Here is a 16609-nt window from a genome sequence, read left to right as displayed (position 1 = left end):
ATGGAGGAATCTTACATTTTACGTATGGTAGGAAATGGGATTTTAGTAAAATTAGAAAAGGTGTGTATGATGAAAAAATATAGTGTAATTGCAGTAGCCAGTTTATTGACAACAAATCTATTAGCGTTTCCTTCTAGTTCGCTAGCGGAAATTGAAAATAATATAGAAGCTTTACAGAGTATACATAGTGATAGACAGAGTGAATTGCAAAAACAATTTGATGCTATAAAAGAGAGACAAATGGAATTAGAAAAAAGAAAAGGTATTTTGAAACAGCAGGAAGAGTTATTTGATAAAGTTGACGAATTAAAGCAGAAAAAAGAAGAATTACTAAAACAAGATAGTAAAGATAAAGAAAAATTAGAAGAAGTTCAGCAAAAATTAGATGAATTAAAGAAACAACAAGAAGAACTTGAAAAGAAAAATCCGTTAGAAGTACAAGAAAAGAATAACCAAGAAGAGACAAACTTGAATGAATTAGAGGAACAAAAAAGGAAGAAAGAGCTTGAAGAGAAGAGTCGATTAGAAGAAAAAGAAAAGAATAATCAAGAAGAAACAAATCCTGAATTAAAAGAGAAACAAAAGAGAGAGGAATTAAAGAAACAGCAAGAAGAATTAAGAATAACGCAGCAACAATTGGAGCAGCAACAAATAGAGTTAAAGCAGAAAGAAGAGCGAGAAAAACAAGAACTTGAATTAAAGCAAAAAGAAAAACAAGAACTTGAATTAAAGCAAAAAGAAGAGCAAGAAAAACAAGAACTTGAGTTAAAGCAAAAAGAAAAACAAGAACTTGAGTTAAAGCAAAAAGAAAAACAAGAACTTGAATTAAAGCAAAAAGAAGAGCAAGAAAAACAAGAACTTGAGTTAAAGCAAAAAGAAGAGCAAGAAAAACAAGAGCTTGAGTTAAAGCAAAAGGAAGAACAGGAAAAAAGAGAAGTAGAATTAAAAAGGGCAGTGAGTAATTTACAAACAGCACCACAATCATTCCCTGATGTTCCAGGGTGGGCGGAAGAGTCTGTTAATTATTTAGTGAATAAAAAAGTAATTACAGGAATGCCGGATGGAACATTTTCACCGAATAACGTATTAAGTAGGGCTGAAGCGGCTACAATTATGGCTAAAGTTTTAAGATTAGAAGTTAAAGAAGGGGACAAGCCGACCTTTATAGATTCGAAAGATAATTGGGCATCTTCCTACATTGCAGCGGTGGAAAAAGCAGGTGTTATTAAAGGTGAAGGAAACGGGAAATTTAATCCGTACGGTCAAATGACAAGGGCGGCAATGGCAACAATGCTTGTACGAGCATATCAATTAGATTCGAAAGTTAATGGAGAATTACCGACATTATTTAATGATGTGAAAGATCATTGGGGTGAGAAATCCATTAATATTTTAGTAGAATTAGGTATATCAAATGGTATTGATGGAACACAGTGGCAACCTGACAAATCGATAACACGTGCTGAGGCAGCGCGACTTGTTGCGGTAACAGATCAATCCAAAGATAGCGAAGTAAAAGTGAAAAAGGTAAATATAACGAAAAGTTTCTTTACGTATAACGAGCCATCATTATCATCAGGTATTTCAAATGCGTATGCATCACAAGAAGTAAAGGTATATGAAGAAAGAGACGGTGGATGGATAAAAATTCATACGGATCTGGGTTTTAAGTGGGTGTGCTTAACTGAGAAGAAAGTAAATATAGCGAAAAACTTCGTTACATATAATGAATCGTCATTATCGTCGGGTATTTCAGGCGAGTATACTCCGCAAGAAGTGACGGTTGTTGAAGAAAGAGAAGGCGATTGGATTAAAATTCATACTAGTTTAGGCTATAAATGGGTATGTCTAACTGAAAAGAAAGTACAGATTGATAGAGACTTTACTACTTACGATGCTCCGTCACGCTCTGCGAAAATTTTAGCGTATTATGGACCACAAACAGTAACTGTTGTAGAAGAAAGAGGAACGTGGCTTCGAATAAGTACATATGCAGGATACCAATGGTTGGACACGAAAAGGGAGACAAAGTATTTATCTAAAGTGTTTTTTGCATATGACAGTCCTAGTTTTGTATCGCGTGTATCAGGGAAATATTCTCCGCAAACAGTAGAAGTTTATGGCGAAAGAGAAGGCGGTTGGATTCAAATACAAACTAATAATGGTTTGAAATGGGTTAATGAAGGCAATGTTAATCGTAGTCAAGTGATATTGAACGTACCATCAATTTATCAATTCCCAGAATTACACAATGGCTGTGAAGTAGTCTCTTTACAAATGCTTGTGGAACATCAAATTGGTCGTTCATTAAATAAAGTAGCATTTGCATTTGAAATGCCTTTTGATCAAACGAAATTAAAGAACTATAAAACATCATCACAAATTTGGGGAGATCCAGATGTAGGGTTTGTAGGTGATGTGACAGGAAATACGCCAGGATATTCTATTAATCCAGAACCATTAAAAAGATTGCTAGATAAGTATGCAAGGGGAACGAACTTAACAGGAAATGATTTTTCAGTCCTAGAAGATTATGTACGAAATGGGAAACCAGTTGTTACTTGGGTAACTGTAGCACTAAATAATCCTAGACCAATTACAACATGGAAAACACCAGGCGGAAAAACAATTAATGGGCGAATGAATACTCATGCGGTCGTTTTAACAGGTGCCGATGATAATTATGTGTATTATAATGATCCTTTTTATGGAACGAAAAATGTAAAAGTAAGTAAGAGTTGGTTTGCAAGTATTTATAACCAAATGGGTAAGAAAGCTTTAAGTGTAGATTAAATAAAAAAGGTTATCCAAAAGATTATTTTTGGATAACCTTTTTTTATAATGAAATCTTTAACAGAATTCCATTTCATCTGCATCTTATATTTACATCTCTTGTTTATTCTAGGAATACATCCGGTGCGACGTGATGTATTCCTAGAATAAAAGGAGAGAAATAAAATGAAAAAAAAACTATTACCAATTTGTGCGATGGCACTTTTAACAGTAGGATATTCTTCGGTAGCGAGCGCTTCAACTGGGACACTGACAAATGAAGAAGCAGCGCAAGTGCAGTCAGATGTAGCTAAAAAGGAAGAAGCAATTAAGGCACAGCAAAAAAATGATGCAGAGAAAAAGCAAGCAGCACAAGTACAAGAAAAAAGTGATATGGCTAAAAAAGAGGAAGCAATAAAAGCTGGACAAACGAATGATACAGCGAAAAAAGAAGTAACACCACAAGTGCAAGAAAAGGAAGCTCTTGCAAAAAAAGAAGCAGCAATTCAGGCCGGGCAAAAGAATGATGCAGAGAAAAAAGAAGTAGCGAAACCAGCTGTAAAAGGTGAAAAATTACCAAACACAGCATCAGGTAATGTAGCAATGATGGCATTAAGCGCATGTCTTGTAGCGATAGGGACATTATTTGGATTGAATCGTCGCAATAAGGTTAAAGCGTAAATAAAATATTAGCCTATAAAGAATGGGATAATTTCATATATTAAAAATGGTAGGTTACTCCTACCATTTTTTGCATGGAGGGATTCACAGTGACAGTTCTAAATCGTATTGGATTTACGTTAATGATAGTAGGCCTATTAATGGGAGCCTATTACGCTTTTGAATGGTATAAAGGAAAAAGTTCTGCACAAGATTTAACGACAGAAGAAATTAAAAATTTTGAGCAGCAAACATATAAGCAGCCTTCTAGTGAGGTACCAGTAAATGCGCAAGTACCTTCTTCTCAAATACAGCATAAAGAAGGAGAAAAGGTAGCAATGTTAAATATACCGAAAATAAAGAAGAAGTTTTCTATATATTGGGGAGCAAATGATGCAACATTGAAAAAAGGAGTAGGTATGTTTGTTAGTGATTTAACGACAACGCCATCTGGAGGCGGGCATACTGTACTGAGCGGGCATAGGGATACTGTATTTACAGAATTAGGGGAGCTTAAAGAAAAAGACAATCTCATTTTAGAATATGACAATACAATGTACACATATGAAATTCAAAAGATGTGGATTACACATGCGGATGATCGCACTGTTATTGTAAAAAAAGAAGAACCGACATTAACATTGACGACTTGTTATCCATTTGATTATATAGGGGATGCACCGGATCGATATATTATCGAGGCAAAGTTAATTACGAGTAATTCAAAATAAATTATAGAGCTTTGAATAGTAATTTCTTAAAGCGAGAGGGGGAGACATAGATTATGTCAAAAAACATTTTAATTGTTGAAGATGAAGATATTTTACGTGAAATATTAAAGGATTACTTTTTGAGTGAACAATATAAAGTGCTTGAAGCGAGAGACGGAAAAGAAGCTTTAGTCTTATTTGAAGAAGAAGAGGTCGATTTAGTTATACTTGATATTATGTTACCAGAACTAGATGGATGGTCTGTTTGCCGAAGAATTCGTAAGACGTCCGGGGTTCCAATTATTATGCTGACGGCACGTGTAGATGAAGATGATACGTTACTTGGGTTTGAGCTTGGGGCAGATGATTATGTTGCGAAACCATATAGTCCGCCTATTTTATTAGCGAGAGCGAAAAGGTTGTTGGAAAGTAGAAAAGCAACAAAGAAACCTTTAGAGAATGAAGATGATACGTTATCAATTCACGGCATTCATGTCCATTTCCCGTCACGTACTGTTACTGTTGATGAAGTAAATATTACTTTAACACATACAGAATTTGAAATATTAGTGTATTTCATCAAAAACCAAGGAATTGTACTAACAAGAGAGCAATTAATTTCAAGAATTTGGGGATATGAGTTTGCTGGTGATGATCGAACTGTTAATAGCCATATTCGTAATTTGCGAAATAAATTAGGAGAGAAAGCAAAGTACATTACAACTGTAGTGCGAACCGGTTATAAATTCGAGGGGAATGTATGAGAAAAGGGATTGTATTAAAATTATTTACTCTCACAACAGCATTGTGCATGTTGATTTTAGCGACGATATTTATTGGACAAACGATATTTTTTAAGCAATATTATGCGAATCGAAAAGTGGAAGGTATTAAAGTAAATTTAAATTCTTTTGTAAAGAACTATTTAAATTATGCAGGAAGTGCAGATGGAATTCAGAAGCTGGAGCAAGATTTTTTAAGAGAAAATAATACGTGGATTACGACGTTAGATCAGAATGGGAATTTAAAACATGCGGATGATTTTTATTTTGAGGTAACGATAGACCGTAGGCAACAAAAGAACTTTGGACAACAAATATTCAAGGTTCCCTTATACAATCTCGTCAATATAGAGGAGATTGATAATAAATCATCAGATCAGTTTTTAGGACAAGAAATTTATGTTTCTGGAGTGAAACAAGAAGATAGTTTCATTCCATTCTCTTTCACGTTAAGTAAGCAAAATTTAAATGGATCTAATAAACCGTTAGAAAAAGCGTTTCAGGGGAAAGTGATTAAATTAAATGAGGAGAAAAAGAAAGCGGCTCAAGAACAATTTGCTAAGGAAAAGAAGCCGGCCGTTCAGGAACAAGCTGCTCAGGAATCAGATGTTTATATAGGAGGACGTGTTACGAAAGTACAGTTCCCTGATGTAAAAGGACCTGTAAATCCAATTTATAAAAATAATTTATTTTTGGATAATATAAAAGAATTTCAAGCTAATTTATTATTAAAAGAAAGCAATCAAATAAAATATGCAACACAAACAATGGACTATGAAAAGAATGATATAAAATATAAATTATTAATTAAACCAATAAAAGAAAAAGACGGATCAGTAACATATATATATGCGATGGCTTCTTTACAACCTGTAGACGAGGCTGTGCAAATGGTGCAAGATTACTACATTTACATTATTGCATTTGTAGTCATTCTTATTTTTCTAGCTTCGTTCTATTACTCAAAACAAATTGCAAAACCATTATTAAAAATAAATAATACAACGAAGAAAATAGCACATTTGGATTTCACAGAAAAAATTCCGATAACTTCAAAAGATGAAATTGGTGATTTATCGCAAAATATTAATACATTATCTAATAAACTACATTCACATATTGGACAGTTAGAGCAAGATATTGAAAAAGAAAGAAAGTTAGAAAACACAAGGAAAGAATTTATTGCAGGTGTATCGCATGAACTAAAAACGCCGCTTAGTATTATGAAAAGCTGTATTTCCATTTTAAAAGATGGGGTAGCTGAACATAAGAAAGACTACTATTTTCAGGCAATGGAAAAAGAAGTAGACAAGATGGATATACTAATTGTGGATATGCTTGAATTAGCTAAATTCGAGTCTGGCACGTATAACATGAAGATGGATTCTTTCTATATAGATGGAGCGATTGAAGAAATATGTGAACAGCTTTCACCGGAGATAGAGAAAAAAGAACTGAGTGTGCACAAACATATATGTCCAGCAGAAGTCATTGGAAATCAAAATAGAATTGAACAAGTAATTGTGAATTTTATTACGAATGCAATACGTTATACACCAGAAAAAGAAGATATTATTATTTCCACAATAGACGAGACGAATCATATAAAAGTGTGTATCGAAAATAAAGGTACTCACATTGAAGAAGAACAATTAGATAAAATTTGGGATCGTTTTTATCGAGTGGATGCAGCTCGCCAGCGTTCACAAGGTGGAACAGGGCTTGGTCTTGCAATTTCAAAGAATATTTTAGAACTGCATAATGCTGAATATGGGGTGAAGAATACCGAAGATGGTGTGTTATTTTACTTCTATTTACCGAAAAAAGCGTAGACAATATAATCTACGCTTTTTTAATTTATTTTCATATTATCTTTACCTAATCTTTATTTTGGAGCAGTATACTTTGAATAGAAAATGAGGTTATGTAAGGAGTCGATGAACCGTGCATAGCAATTGGCTAAGTATAATGGTATTTATTTTCTTTTGTGCATTTATTGTATTTTTAATTGATATTACGATGTGAAAAAAGAGCGCTCATTAAGCGCTCTTCTTTGCTCTATTCATTTGATAAGCACCGATGCTTTTGAATAAGCGTGGTGAAGTTGTAAATAAAAGAATTAGTAATACAGTACATAGTATGAAAGAGCCGATCATTGTACTGCCGTTTACAATTAATGAATATAAGACAGCTGATTGTCCTTTAGGTGCATATTGACCAAAGAAAATAATACCAGCAATAAAGTGACAGAAATAACGTGCAAAGCTGCCGACAAATGTGGCAAGGATAATGTAAACGAGTGCTTTTTTTCCCTTGTTTTGTTTTGGTTTATCTTTGCGATTACCGAAACTTGAATGCTCTGCATTATTGTTTTCTGAGGCAAGTGTTTTTTGAATTGGACGATAGAATAAACCAGCAAAGCCGATAAAGGCAAAGGCAACGAAGTACTCAATGAATGCTTGCACTGGTGTTAGAATGTAGGCATCACCTACGACAATTTGTAATAGTCCCCAAATTAAGCCACCTAAGAAAGCCATTTTGAAGCCCCAGCGGTATGCAATAATAAAAATAGGAATCATAGCAAATGAGATGGAACCGCCTGTTGGAAGTTTAATTGATAATGGTAAAATGTCGATAATCAAGGCGAAGGCTGCAAGAATAGCAGATTCGATCATCGCTTGTAAATTGGTGTTACGCATGTTGTCTCCCCCTAAATCCAAGTTGCACAAAAAAGAACATTATCATAGGAGGATACGAAATACGTAAATGAAAAAGAGGTATGTATTTCGGACGTTTGCACAATCCCTGCGTTAGCATTAACTAACAGGTTCTAAGGGTCGGAACGAAGTGTTCCCTCTCAGCGATAAGGCTCCCCCTGTGATAACGAGATTCTTTATTTGCTATTTTTTATTGTAAGCGAAATGGATGAGAATGGCAAATGAACCTCGTATGACAATAAGTGAAATATAATTGTATTGAAATGTTAATAAATATGAAGCAAAAAGATATAGTCCAATTGAAATAGAGTATGATATAATTTTTTTGAAAATAATTATCATTCTCTTCTGAGGGGGAAGGTTATGAGCTTAGTAGATATTAAAATTGGTGAGAAAGTGTTAGTAAAAAGTATTCAGTCGTTAGATAATTTACTAAAGAGAAGACTGGCTGCTTTCGGTCTCGCGGAAGGAAGCGAACTTCGCCTGAAACAGAAAGCGATGTTTAAAGGTCCTTGTACATTGGAGTGTCGCGGACAGTTAATTAGTATTCGTCATTGTGACGCGAAAATGATAAAGGTGGAATTAGCGTGAATAAGGTTGCTTTGCTAGGGAATCCAAATACAGGGAAAACATCATTATTTAATGCGCTCACTGGTTCTTATGAATATGTAGGAAATTGGAGCGGTGTAACAGTAGAAAAGAAGGTTGGTAAATTAAAAGATAAGCAAGGAACACTAATTGATTTACCAGGCGTTTATGATTTAAATCCAGTTTCACGTGATGAAGGTGTCGTTACAAACTTTCTACTAACAGACGAATTTCATCATATGTTAAATATAGTGGATTCTTCGCAATTTGAGCGAAATATGCATTTAACATTACAATTACTTGAATTTGGTAAGCCGGTTTCAATTGGTTTAAATATGATTGATGTGGCAAAGCAAAGAGGAATTGTTATTAATGTAAAACGATTATCAGAAATATTAGGTGTAACAGTCGTTCCTGTCGTTGCAAGAAGCGGAAAAGGCTGTGAAGAATTACTTGCTACTCTTCATGAAGAGAAACAAAAAGAGAAAAAGTCATTCATTATTTCATATGGTGTACAATTGGATGAAGGAATCGGAGAGGTAATTGCTCTTTTAGAGACAGCGAATTATGAGCATCCAAGATGGTTAGCCCTTCAATTTTTAAGCAATAACGAAGTAGTAGAAAAAGAAATGAAAGCATTACCAATTTATAAGGAACTTGTAGCCATTCGATCTCGTTTAGAAGGAAAACTTGATTGTACGTTAGAAGAGCACATTTACAAAACTCGTGAAGCGTATATTGAAAAGTTAAAAACAAATGTCATTCAGCATGAGAAAGAAGGAAAAATTCCTTTTTCGGAAAAAATCGATAAGTTAATTACACATAAAATTTTAGGACTTCCAATCTTTTTAGCAGTTATGTTTTTTATTTTTCAGGTTACGTTTACGTGGATTGGTACGCCTTTATCTGATACGCTTGATGGATTTTTTGGCGGACAACTTACTGATTGGGTTACAGCTGGGCTCACAAGTGTTGGGGCTTCTGATTTTATTCAAGCACTCGTTACAGAAGGTATTATTGCCGGTGTTGGTGCGGTATTAGTATTCGTTCCACAAATCTTTGCACTATTCTTTTTCATTTCATTATTAGAAGACTCGGGATATATGGCACGAATTGCAGTTGTTATGGATAGAATTATGGAATTTTTCGGTTTAAACGGAAAAGCGTTCATTCCGATGATTATCGGTTTTGGATGTAACGTTCCGGGGATTATGGCAGCGAGAACGATTGAACAGGAAAAAGAACGTTTACTTACAATCCTTGTAACACCGTTTATGTCTTGTTCAGCACGTTTACCTGTATATGCATTATTTGCGGGAGTGTTCTTCCCTCATAGTCAGGCGACTGTTGTATTTTCTTTATATGTGGCGGGTATAGTTCTTGCCCTATTAGTTACAAAAATTATGTCTCTTACTATTTTAAAAGCGGAAAAATCTATTTTCGTAATTGAATTACCTCCTTACCGTGTGCCGCAAGCGAAAACGTTATGGCTCAGCACGTGGGAGAAAGGTAAAGGATTTGTTCGTAAAGCAGGTACATTCATCTTCGGTGGTTCGGTTGTTATTTGGTTATTAAACTATGCAGGTCCATCAGGATTTGGTGTTGATATGGGAGATAGTTTCTTAGCGATGATTGGTGGATTTATCGCGCCACTATTTGCACCGCTCGGTTTTGGAACTTGGCAAGCTGGGGCATCTCTTTTAACAGGATTTTTAGCAAAAGAAGTTGTTGTTTCTACAATGGCAATTATTTATGCGGTTAAAGAAGATGTGCTAGGAAATGTAATGGGGGCACATTATACTGCTTTATCAGCGTACGCATTTATGTTCTTTGTCTTATTATATGTTCCATGCTTAGCGACAGTAGCTGTTATTAGACGCGAAACAGGATCGATGAAATGGACAATTTTCTCAGTCGCGTATCCATTAGTTGTTGCTTATGTATTAACGTTCATTATATACCAAGTTGGGTCCTTACTCGGATTCTAGAAGGAGATGTATTACGATGATGGTCAATATTATAATTGGAGCTATCATTTTTGGTTATGCAACATATACGCTAGTGAATTTTGTAAAGAGAAGTAAAAAAGGAAAATGCGCAGCATGTTCTTTAAATAAATCATGTCAGTCACAAACTTGTAGTCCTGATATGGAGCAAATTGCTCATAAATAGAAAAAAGCTTTGCGAATTTCGCAAAGCTTTTTTACTTATTTTTTAATTGTAACAAGTTGAGCGGATTCTACACCAACTTTTCCAGGGAACTCTTTACTAGGGTCTTTATCGAATTTTAGTACACCTACAGATTTTTCCTCACCTTTTACATTTCCGTAAGTTGTATCGTCAACTATTGCGAACATATCTGCATATGCGCGGCCACTTCCGATAATTGTGTTGCCTTCATATTTTAATTTTGCTCCATCAAGTGTAGCATTTTCTACTTTATCTTTTGCAAATAATACACCTTGGTCTGCTGTTACAGCTGGTAATTTATCAATTGCTTTTGTGTCGTCATTTTTATCGACTTTTTTCAGTAATTCTTTTTTAACAAACTCTTCACCAGTTTTTTTATCCATTACAAGAACTTTTTTATCTTCAAGTGTTGTAAGTTTCATTTTATACATATCTTTTTCTTTTACTTCTTTTTTGTTTTTATCTGCAATTTGCGTGACTTGCTCTTCTGATCCGTACAGTACAAAGCCGTTCGCCTTTTCTCCTAATAAAGAACAACCTGATAATGCTCCGAATGAAATTGCTGCAGCTAACCCGATTCCTACTAATTTTTTCATGATGATTTCTCCTCTTTGTATGTTTTATAGTAAATACACTTTTTGTATTAGTCCTTAAATGATGAGAAGCATGTTTGTTATTGTGTTGCCTCTGGTATTAGTGTATAAGAAATGTTGAAACGTAACTATCGAGTTAGCTTACAGTAACATTACAATTATGTAATTTAGTGAAAGTACGTAAAAATAAGTTAATTTTGAGAAAAGAAATAATAAGAATATAGTAGGAATACAATATTCTATCTAGAATGTCATATTATATTGTATGTATTTTGGAAATAACATGTAAGGACATCTTTGTTTTGTTATAATAAACACATAGGTCGTAAAAATGAATATTCTTACTGTAAAGGGAGATTTTTAAATTTCCAAGTAGTGAATTTGAAATATGAGGTATATCATAGGAGGAATTTGGATGTCTGTATTTAAACGATTAAGAGATTTAACAATGTCGAATGTGTATTCATTAATTGAAAAAGCTGAAGATCCAGTTAAGATGACGGATCAATATTTACGCGATATGCAAGCGGATGTACAAGAAGCTGAGAAAAGTGTAGCAGCTCAAATCGCACTTGAGAAGAAATTTAAAATATTATTTGAAGAGCAAGAAGCACTTGTGAAAAAACGTGAAGAGCAAGCTCATATGGCTGTTCAAGCAAGCAATCTTGATCTTGCGCGTCGTGCTCTTGAAGAAAAACAAAATGCAGAGCAAAAGATGAATGAATATAAAGCGAGCTATGAGCAAAATAAAGCTGCTGCTGATAATCTTCGCCTGAAACTAGAAGAAATGCGTAAGCAATTAACAGAGCTGAAAAATAAACGTGAAACACTTGTAGCACGTGTAAATGCGGCGAAAGCACAAAAGAATATTAATCAGGCGATGTCTGGATTTGACTCAAATACAGCAAAAGCTGGTTTAAGCCGTATGGAAGAGAAAGCTCTTCAATTAGAGGCTGAAGCAGAAGCAAGCGGTGAAATTTACAAGAAAGAAAAGTCATTAGACGATGAGTTCGCAAGCTTAAACAAAAATTCTGCTGTTGACGATGAATTAGCTCGTATTATGAAGCAGTATGAGAAATAATATAGAATAGACAAAGAAGCCGACATGTCTGAAGAGAATTCATGTCGGTTTTCTATTACCTTTTAGAGGAGGTTTTGCAATGACGTGGACGAATGTTTTAGCCATGCTTGTATGGACTGGAGCAAGTGCAGTACTTTTATTTGCAATTATGTGGGTTGATTCGATTTTTACAAAATACAATGATTTAAAAGAAATAAAAAACGGGAATACAGCTGTAACAACTCGTTTCGTTATGAAATTATTTGCGCAAGGTTATATTTTATCCCAATCGATTACGAAAGCGAATGATTTATGGCAGGCACTTCTTGCTTCAGCAGTTTCTTTCGTTATTTTATTAGTTGTAGAAATGTTTATTGAATTTGTTTTAAGAAAAATGGCAGGTCTTGATTTAGAAGAAGGAACGAAAGAAGGCAGCGTAGCACATGCGATGTTAGCTGGTTCATTACATATTGTTGGTGCACTTATTTTAGGTGCTTGTTTATAAAGAGAGAAGGAGGGGTAGATTGTGAGCTTATTTAAACGTATTAAAAATATAATGAAAAGCCCGGAACCGCCGAAACCAGAAAAGAGTCTTTTAACGTTAGCTCCTGGCGATATGATCGAAGTTTCGTTAGTAATGTACGAATTAACTGGGAAAACGAGTATGCATTCTCGTAAGGAGATTGTTTTAACCCTGCAGGACGGGAAAGATATTCGCTATTTAAAAATTGAAGACCGTGAAAATACGTATTACAAATTATATACACCGATTGATGGTCGTTTAGATTCAATTGATGAAATTCCGACGACAATTGAAATGGATGATACAGAGTACCATATGGAAGAGCAATATAACGGACGTGTTGTTGTCATGGGGAAAACACCATTCGCTGCTTCAGAAGAACAGCACGTATGGGAATTCCAATCTGATAACCGAAAATTATTACGTATTGAATGGCAGAATGGTCGCACAATGATGTATGAGGGAGAAACAATTATTCCTGCTGATGTACAAATCATAAGAGCAACATAAGGGGGGCGTAATCATGTCAAACCGATTGTTTACCATGATTAAATCGTTCGTAATCCCTATACTTGCTATCGTTACATTACTTGTTATTGCTGGTTATGCTTTATCAGGCTGTCAAAGTGGTCAAGCGAAGTCAATTCAAGACCGTTATCCGCTTGAGTCTGTCGCAAAAGAAGGTAAACAAGAATCTTACGTGTATAGGGCCGCCAATCGGTCAGTTCCTGAAGTCGCAAAGGAACTTATAGCCGAAAGGAAACCGAAGCAAGCATCTAAAGAAGACGAAAATCAAATGTTCCTCGTTTATTCTGATAAAATGTATAATCTTCAAAAGGATAAAGAGAAACCATCTGATACGCTAATTGAAATAAGTAATGAAGAATTTGTTCGTCAAAATTACCAACCATCCTTCTTACAAGGATATATTATGGGGAGTATATTAAACGATATATTCGGTTCACGGAAATCATCATACGGTGATTATCGCGGATATAACGATAGACAAAATCATAAACCGGTTATCCCGGAAAGGCCACCTACGAAAGAAGAAAAGAAAACCCCGCCTCCAATTACGAAGGAAGGGAAAGGATCTATCATTAAGCGAGGCGATAATGTAGATTCGAAATCATCAGTAGGTGATAAGGGAAGTATTACTGAAAAAGGAAGTAATACGACGCCTCCACCTTCTACCGGAAGCAAAGGGAAAATTACGAAAATGCCAGATGGATCGAGCGGATCTGATGTGAAGCCGAAATCATCCATTAAAACTCCGCCAAAGAATACGTCTCCCCCGAAAACAAGGGTTGGCGGTTCAGGGAAAGTTACGAAAAGAAGATAGTAGAGAGACCGAGAGGTGGAAGTTGCTTTTCGGTCTTTTTTTTGTTGTGTGGGAATTAATTCCTTTTAGCTGGTACAATTAAGTTATAAGGAGGAGATTAGTATGACTATATATAAAAGGTTTAGTTTGATTATGTTCCTCGTCTTATTCCTCAGCTTGTTTATTAGCACAACGATGAAATTTCACTTTGTAGTAGGTATTCTATGGATACTATGTACATGTACCCTCTTTTTGTATTTTCCGCTTCGCTTTCAACATGAAGTAACCGTCTTTCAAAAATACGTGGCATGGATTAAGAATGGAGGAAGATGGGGGGAGTAAAAGTATATCGGCGATTATTAGAATATATCGACCACAACTCAAAATATATCAGCGATTATTAGAATATATCGACCGCAACTCAAAATATATCAGCGATTATTAGAATATATCGACCGCAACTCAAAATATATCAGCGATTATTGAAATATATCGACTTACCGACAAAAACTGACAACGATAGCAACTTAATAATAAAAAGAGGTAGTCCCGAAATTTGGGGACTGCCTCTTTTTTGTATAACGATTAATGAATATCACGTTTCTTGAAATTACCGCCTTTTACTTCAGCTACATCATAAACTGTAATGAAGGCATTAGGATCGATTTCATTAATCAGGTCCTTCATTTTACTTTCTTCTAAACGGTTAATTACACAAGAGATTTCTTTGAATTTCTCTCTTGAATAACCACCGTATACTTCGTTATACGTTGCGCTTCGGCCTAAACGATCGCGAATGGTTTCTACCATTAATTCAGGCTCTTTTGTGATGATTTTAAATGTTTTCGAACCACTTAAACCAACTTCAACGATATGAATCACTTTCGAAGCAATAAAGTAAGCAATTGCCGAAAGAATAGCTCCTTGAAGACCGAATACTGTTGATACGAAAATAAACACGAACATGTTTAAGAATAAAATAAGGTCACTCGTTCCAAAAGGTAACTTGCGAGAAAGTAATACAGCTAGCATATCGATTCCATCTAATGCGCCGCCGTTACGTAGTGCTAGTCCCATACCGAAACCGATAATAATACCACCAACAACTGTAACGAGTAGTGTATCGCCTTCAATAATAGTTGGTATTCCGTGCATGACAACGGTACCTATTGCTAATGAAGCAATCCCGATAATAGAATAAATTGCAAAGCTTTTACCAATTTGTTTATATCCTAACCAAACGAAAGGAATGTTAATAACTGCGATTAGAGCCCCTAATGGCAATCCAAATAGTCTTGAACTAACGATACTTAAACCAGTCACACCACCGTCTGATACGTTATTTGGAATTAATACTGCTTCTAATCCGTACGCTGTGATAAACGCCCCAATAATAATCATCAAAGCTTTTGAAGCGATTTTTAGCTTATTGGGCTTGTTTTTGATAATTTTCTCCATGTAATTTCCTCGTTTCAAACTAGTTTCTTGTTTGTTACATCATTCACACCTAAATTTTATTTTAACATTTAATCTGAAAAAATTCTCCTTTAATGGATGTATGCAGGGAATATTATCACCATATTATCTTTAAAATATTTTTGAAATGGGTATAGGAAATCCCATCCTTTTAAAGGATGGGGTGTTGTTAAGAAAATATAAGACTAACGACTGTTAGGAATAAAGCGAAACCTAAAATAGTCCCGCACACTTTCATATGGCGCTTACGTCCCATTACGATAATCGCGACATATTCGCGAATCATTGCATTAGGCCAGTAATAAAATGCAGTTTTTGATCCGATTCCTTGGCTATTAAGACCCGCTTGTCTTGCATATATACCAGCGCGGAAAAGATGGAAGTTGTTCGTTGTAAAGATACTTCTATACTTACCTTCAGGTTTTAAAGAATCCATAATTTCTTTAGAGAACGACATATTTTGATATGTGTTTACAGAGCGATTTTCTTGCACTGTATGTTCAAGAGGAATTCCTTTTTCAACAGCATAATTTTGCATCGCTTCTGCTTCTGGAAGCCCTTCATCTGGACCTTGTCCACCAGAGAAAATAATTGTTGGTGGTGTATTCACAGCTGCTTGTTTCCAATAAAAGTCGATTGCTTTATTAATACGACTTGCAAGTAAAGGTGGTACTTTATCATTAATTAAGCCACTACCAAGAACGATAATGAAATCCTGATTACGTCTTGGTCTGTTGAATTGGTATAGAAAATAAGCGCTTAAGAAGTTAGATAAGTGTATAAAGAAATATACGCTTATAAGAGAAATACCTGCAAAAATAGGCTCTAAATGTGATGAGACCAAACTTGCTGGATTTATAATAGGGAGTAACATAAAGAATAACATCCCTAAAGCAGCAAGGAGCGTTAAACAGTTAGTGAACCGTCTTCCTTCTCGCTTCATTAAAATTCTTGCATTAAGAAATAATCCAAACATTAAAGCGATAATACCGAAAGGAAGCATAATGAGGAGTGCTAAAAAAGGTAAAAATATAATGTAACGCAAGACAGCACTATCTGAGTTCAAAGATACGATCACGCAAAAAAGAAGGAAAAAACAGATAAAGGCATTAAATAAAAAGCCGTTTATTATTTTTCGCGGATCTTTTAAATACGAGATAAGAAAAATAATAAACAATATAAGAGGAATAATTCCAAAATACAGCATAAATATAGTA

The 16609-nt window shown here is 34.9% G+C and carries 17 protein-coding genes and 1 riboswitch; of the genes, 13 read left to right on the top strand and 4 right to left on the bottom strand.

The features are described from left to right. Positions 1-66: 66 nt before the first annotated feature. The 5 genes from ACP6L7_RS20965 to ACP6L7_RS20945 all read left to right on the top strand — a co-directional run bounded on the left by ACP6L7_RS20965 (position 67) and on the right by ACP6L7_RS20945 (position 6756). The gene (locus ACP6L7_RS20965; RefSeq protein ID WP_430529421.1) at positions 67-2793 is read left to right on the top strand and encodes an S-layer homology domain-containing protein; all 2727 of its coding nucleotides are present in this window, start codon (positions 67-69) and stop codon (positions 2791-2793) included. A gap of 165 nt (positions 2794-2958) precedes the next feature. Then, on the top strand, positions 2959-3453 hold the full coding sequence (locus tag ACP6L7_RS20960; RefSeq protein WP_097829558.1) for an LPXTG cell wall anchor domain-containing protein: 495 nt from the start codon (positions 2959-2961) through the stop codon (positions 3451-3453). Positions 3454-3542: 89 nt separating this feature from the next. Continuing rightward, complete coding sequence (locus tag ACP6L7_RS20955) at positions 3543-4163, top strand: class D sortase (protein WP_097829559.1); 621 nt, start codon at positions 3543-3545, stop codon at positions 4161-4163. 53 nt (positions 4164-4216) lie between these two features. After that, positions 4217-4906 carry a response regulator transcription factor gene (locus ACP6L7_RS20950; protein ID WP_097829560.1) on the top strand — a complete coding sequence of 230 codons (690 nt, stop codon included), beginning with the start codon at positions 4217-4219 and terminating at the stop codon, positions 4904-4906. Beyond that, positions 4903-6756, top strand: a complete 1854-nt coding sequence (locus ACP6L7_RS20945; protein WP_097829561.1) for a sensor histidine kinase — start codon at positions 4903-4905, stop codon at positions 6754-6756. Before ACP6L7_RS20950 ends, ACP6L7_RS20945 begins: the two co-directional genes overlap by 4 nt. 207 nt (positions 6757-6963) lie before the next feature. Here the strand turns inward: ACP6L7_RS20945 and thiT are convergent, their stop codons facing one another. Beyond that, positions 6964-7623 (bottom strand): energy-coupled thiamine transporter ThiT, encoded by a 660-nt coding sequence (gene thiT, locus ACP6L7_RS20940; protein WP_097829562.1) that lies wholly within the window; start codon positions 7621-7623, stop codon positions 6964-6966. Positions 7624-7708: 85 nt separating this feature from the next. Continuing rightward, positions 7709-7810, bottom strand: a riboswitch (TPP riboswitch). A gap of 194 nt (positions 7811-8004) precedes the next feature. Between thiT and ACP6L7_RS20935 the strand changes: the two genes are divergently transcribed. From ACP6L7_RS20935 to ACP6L7_RS20925, 3 genes are read left to right on the top strand one after another with little or no spacing between them, the layout of a single operon-like run. Beyond that, entirely contained in the window at positions 8005-8232 is a 228-nt protein-coding gene (locus tag ACP6L7_RS20935) for a FeoA family protein (RefSeq protein WP_002145210.1), read from the top strand. Further along, positions 8229-10217, top strand: coding sequence for a ferrous iron transport protein B (gene feoB, locus ACP6L7_RS20930; protein WP_097829563.1), 1989 nt, complete (start codon positions 8229-8231; stop codon positions 10215-10217). Before ACP6L7_RS20935 ends, feoB begins: the two co-directional genes overlap by 4 nt. A 16-nt stretch (positions 10218-10233) precedes the next feature. Then, a complete protein-coding gene (locus ACP6L7_RS20925; RefSeq protein WP_046956111.1) occupies positions 10234-10401 on the top strand; it encodes a FeoB-associated Cys-rich membrane protein in 168 nt (55 codons plus the stop codon). Positions 10402-10436: 35 nt separating this feature from the next. On the opposite strand, the gene ACP6L7_RS20920 is transcribed toward ACP6L7_RS20925, so the two are convergent. Continuing rightward, a complete protein-coding gene (locus ACP6L7_RS20920; protein WP_097829564.1) occupies positions 10437-11015 on the bottom strand; it encodes a lipoprotein BA_5634 family protein in 579 nt (192 codons plus the stop codon). Positions 11016-11427: 412 nt separating this feature from the next. Here ACP6L7_RS20920 and ACP6L7_RS20915 point away from each other — a divergent pair, with 412 nt between their 5' ends. From ACP6L7_RS20915 to ACP6L7_RS20895, 5 genes are all read left to right on the top strand, one after another. Then, a complete protein-coding gene (locus ACP6L7_RS20915) occupies positions 11428-12093 on the top strand; it encodes a PspA/IM30 family protein (protein ID WP_070145249.1) in 666 nt (221 codons plus the stop codon). Positions 12094-12172: 79 nt separating this feature from the next. Continuing rightward, positions 12173-12577 (top strand): DUF350 domain-containing protein, encoded by a 405-nt coding sequence (locus tag ACP6L7_RS20910; protein WP_002067791.1) that lies wholly within the window; start codon positions 12173-12175, stop codon positions 12575-12577. A 21-nt stretch (positions 12578-12598) separates the two neighbouring features. Beyond that, positions 12599-13105 (top strand): DUF4178 domain-containing protein, encoded by a 507-nt coding sequence (locus ACP6L7_RS20905; protein WP_016095930.1) that lies wholly within the window; start codon positions 12599-12601, stop codon positions 13103-13105. Positions 13106-13118: 13 nt separating this feature from the next. Further along, entirely contained in the window at positions 13119-13937 is an 819-nt protein-coding gene (locus ACP6L7_RS20900; protein ID WP_098361805.1) for a DUF4247 domain-containing protein, read from the top strand. 102 nt (positions 13938-14039) lie between these two features. After that, on the top strand, positions 14040-14258 hold the full coding sequence (locus ACP6L7_RS20895; RefSeq protein ID WP_097829566.1) for a hypothetical protein: 219 nt from the start codon (positions 14040-14042) through the stop codon (positions 14256-14258). A 243-nt stretch (positions 14259-14501) separates the two neighbouring features. Here the strand turns inward: ACP6L7_RS20895 and ACP6L7_RS20890 are convergent, their stop codons facing one another. Together ACP6L7_RS20890 and ACP6L7_RS20885 are read right to left on the bottom strand one after the other, a co-directional pair. Then, positions 14502-15374 (bottom strand): YitT family protein, encoded by an 873-nt coding sequence (locus tag ACP6L7_RS20890; protein WP_000411242.1) that lies wholly within the window; start codon positions 15372-15374, stop codon positions 14502-14504. 187 nt (positions 15375-15561) lie between these two features. Beyond that, positions 15562-16599 (bottom strand): YdcF family protein, encoded by a 1038-nt coding sequence (locus tag ACP6L7_RS20885; protein WP_097829567.1) that lies wholly within the window; start codon positions 16597-16599, stop codon positions 15562-15564. Between the last annotated feature and the right edge of the window lie 10 nt (positions 16600-16609).

The sequence above is a fragment of the Bacillus silvicola genome (assembly GCF_050524305.1).
In the GTDB taxonomy this organism is placed as follows: domain Bacteria; phylum Bacillota; class Bacilli; order Bacillales; family Bacillaceae_G; genus Bacillus_A; species Bacillus_A cereus_AT.
The sequence above is the reverse complement of the archived record's forward strand: the minus strand, read 5'-3'. Positions and strand labels throughout refer to the sequence as shown.

Excerpts from the sequence above, each read along its gene's own strand:
- ACP6L7_RS20965 (WP_430529421.1), top strand. The coding sequence starts at position 67 with ATGATGAAAAAATATAGTGTAATTGCAGTAGCCAGTTTATTGACAACA.
- ACP6L7_RS20960 (WP_097829558.1), top strand. The coding sequence starts at position 2,959 with ATGAAAAAAAAACTATTACCAATTTGTGCGATGGCACTTTTAACAGTA.
- ACP6L7_RS20950 (WP_097829560.1), top strand. The coding sequence starts at position 4,217 with ATGTCAAAAAACATTTTAATTGTTGAAGATGAAGATATTTTACGTGAA.
- ACP6L7_RS20945 (WP_097829561.1), top strand. The coding sequence starts at position 4,903 with ATGAGAAAAGGGATTGTATTAAAATTATTTACTCTCACAACAGCATTG.
- thiT (WP_097829562.1), bottom strand. The coding sequence starts at position 7,623 with ATGCGTAACACCAATTTACAAGCGATGATCGAATCTGCTATTCTTGCA.
- ACP6L7_RS20935 (WP_002145210.1), top strand. The coding sequence starts at position 8,005 with ATGAGCTTAGTAGATATTAAAATTGGTGAGAAAGTGTTAGTAAAAAGT.
- ACP6L7_RS20925 (WP_046956111.1), top strand. The coding sequence starts at position 10,234 with ATGATGGTCAATATTATAATTGGAGCTATCATTTTTGGTTATGCAACA.
- ACP6L7_RS20920 (WP_097829564.1), bottom strand. The coding sequence starts at position 11,015 with ATGAAAAAATTAGTAGGAATCGGGTTAGCTGCAGCAATTTCATTCGGA.
- ACP6L7_RS20915 (WP_070145249.1), top strand. The coding sequence starts at position 11,428 with ATGTCTGTATTTAAACGATTAAGAGATTTAACAATGTCGAATGTGTAT.
- ACP6L7_RS20910 (WP_002067791.1), top strand. The coding sequence starts at position 12,173 with ATGACGTGGACGAATGTTTTAGCCATGCTTGTATGGACTGGAGCAAGT.
- ACP6L7_RS20900 (WP_098361805.1), top strand. The coding sequence starts at position 13,119 with ATGTCAAACCGATTGTTTACCATGATTAAATCGTTCGTAATCCCTATA.
- ACP6L7_RS20895 (WP_097829566.1), top strand. The coding sequence starts at position 14,040 with ATGACTATATATAAAAGGTTTAGTTTGATTATGTTCCTCGTCTTATTC.
- ACP6L7_RS20890 (WP_000411242.1), bottom strand. The coding sequence starts at position 15,374 with ATGGAGAAAATTATCAAAAACAAGCCCAATAAGCTAAAAATCGCTTCA.
- ACP6L7_RS20885 (WP_097829567.1), bottom strand. The coding sequence starts at position 16,599 with ATGCTGTATTTTGGAATTATTCCTCTTATATTGTTTATTATTTTTCTT.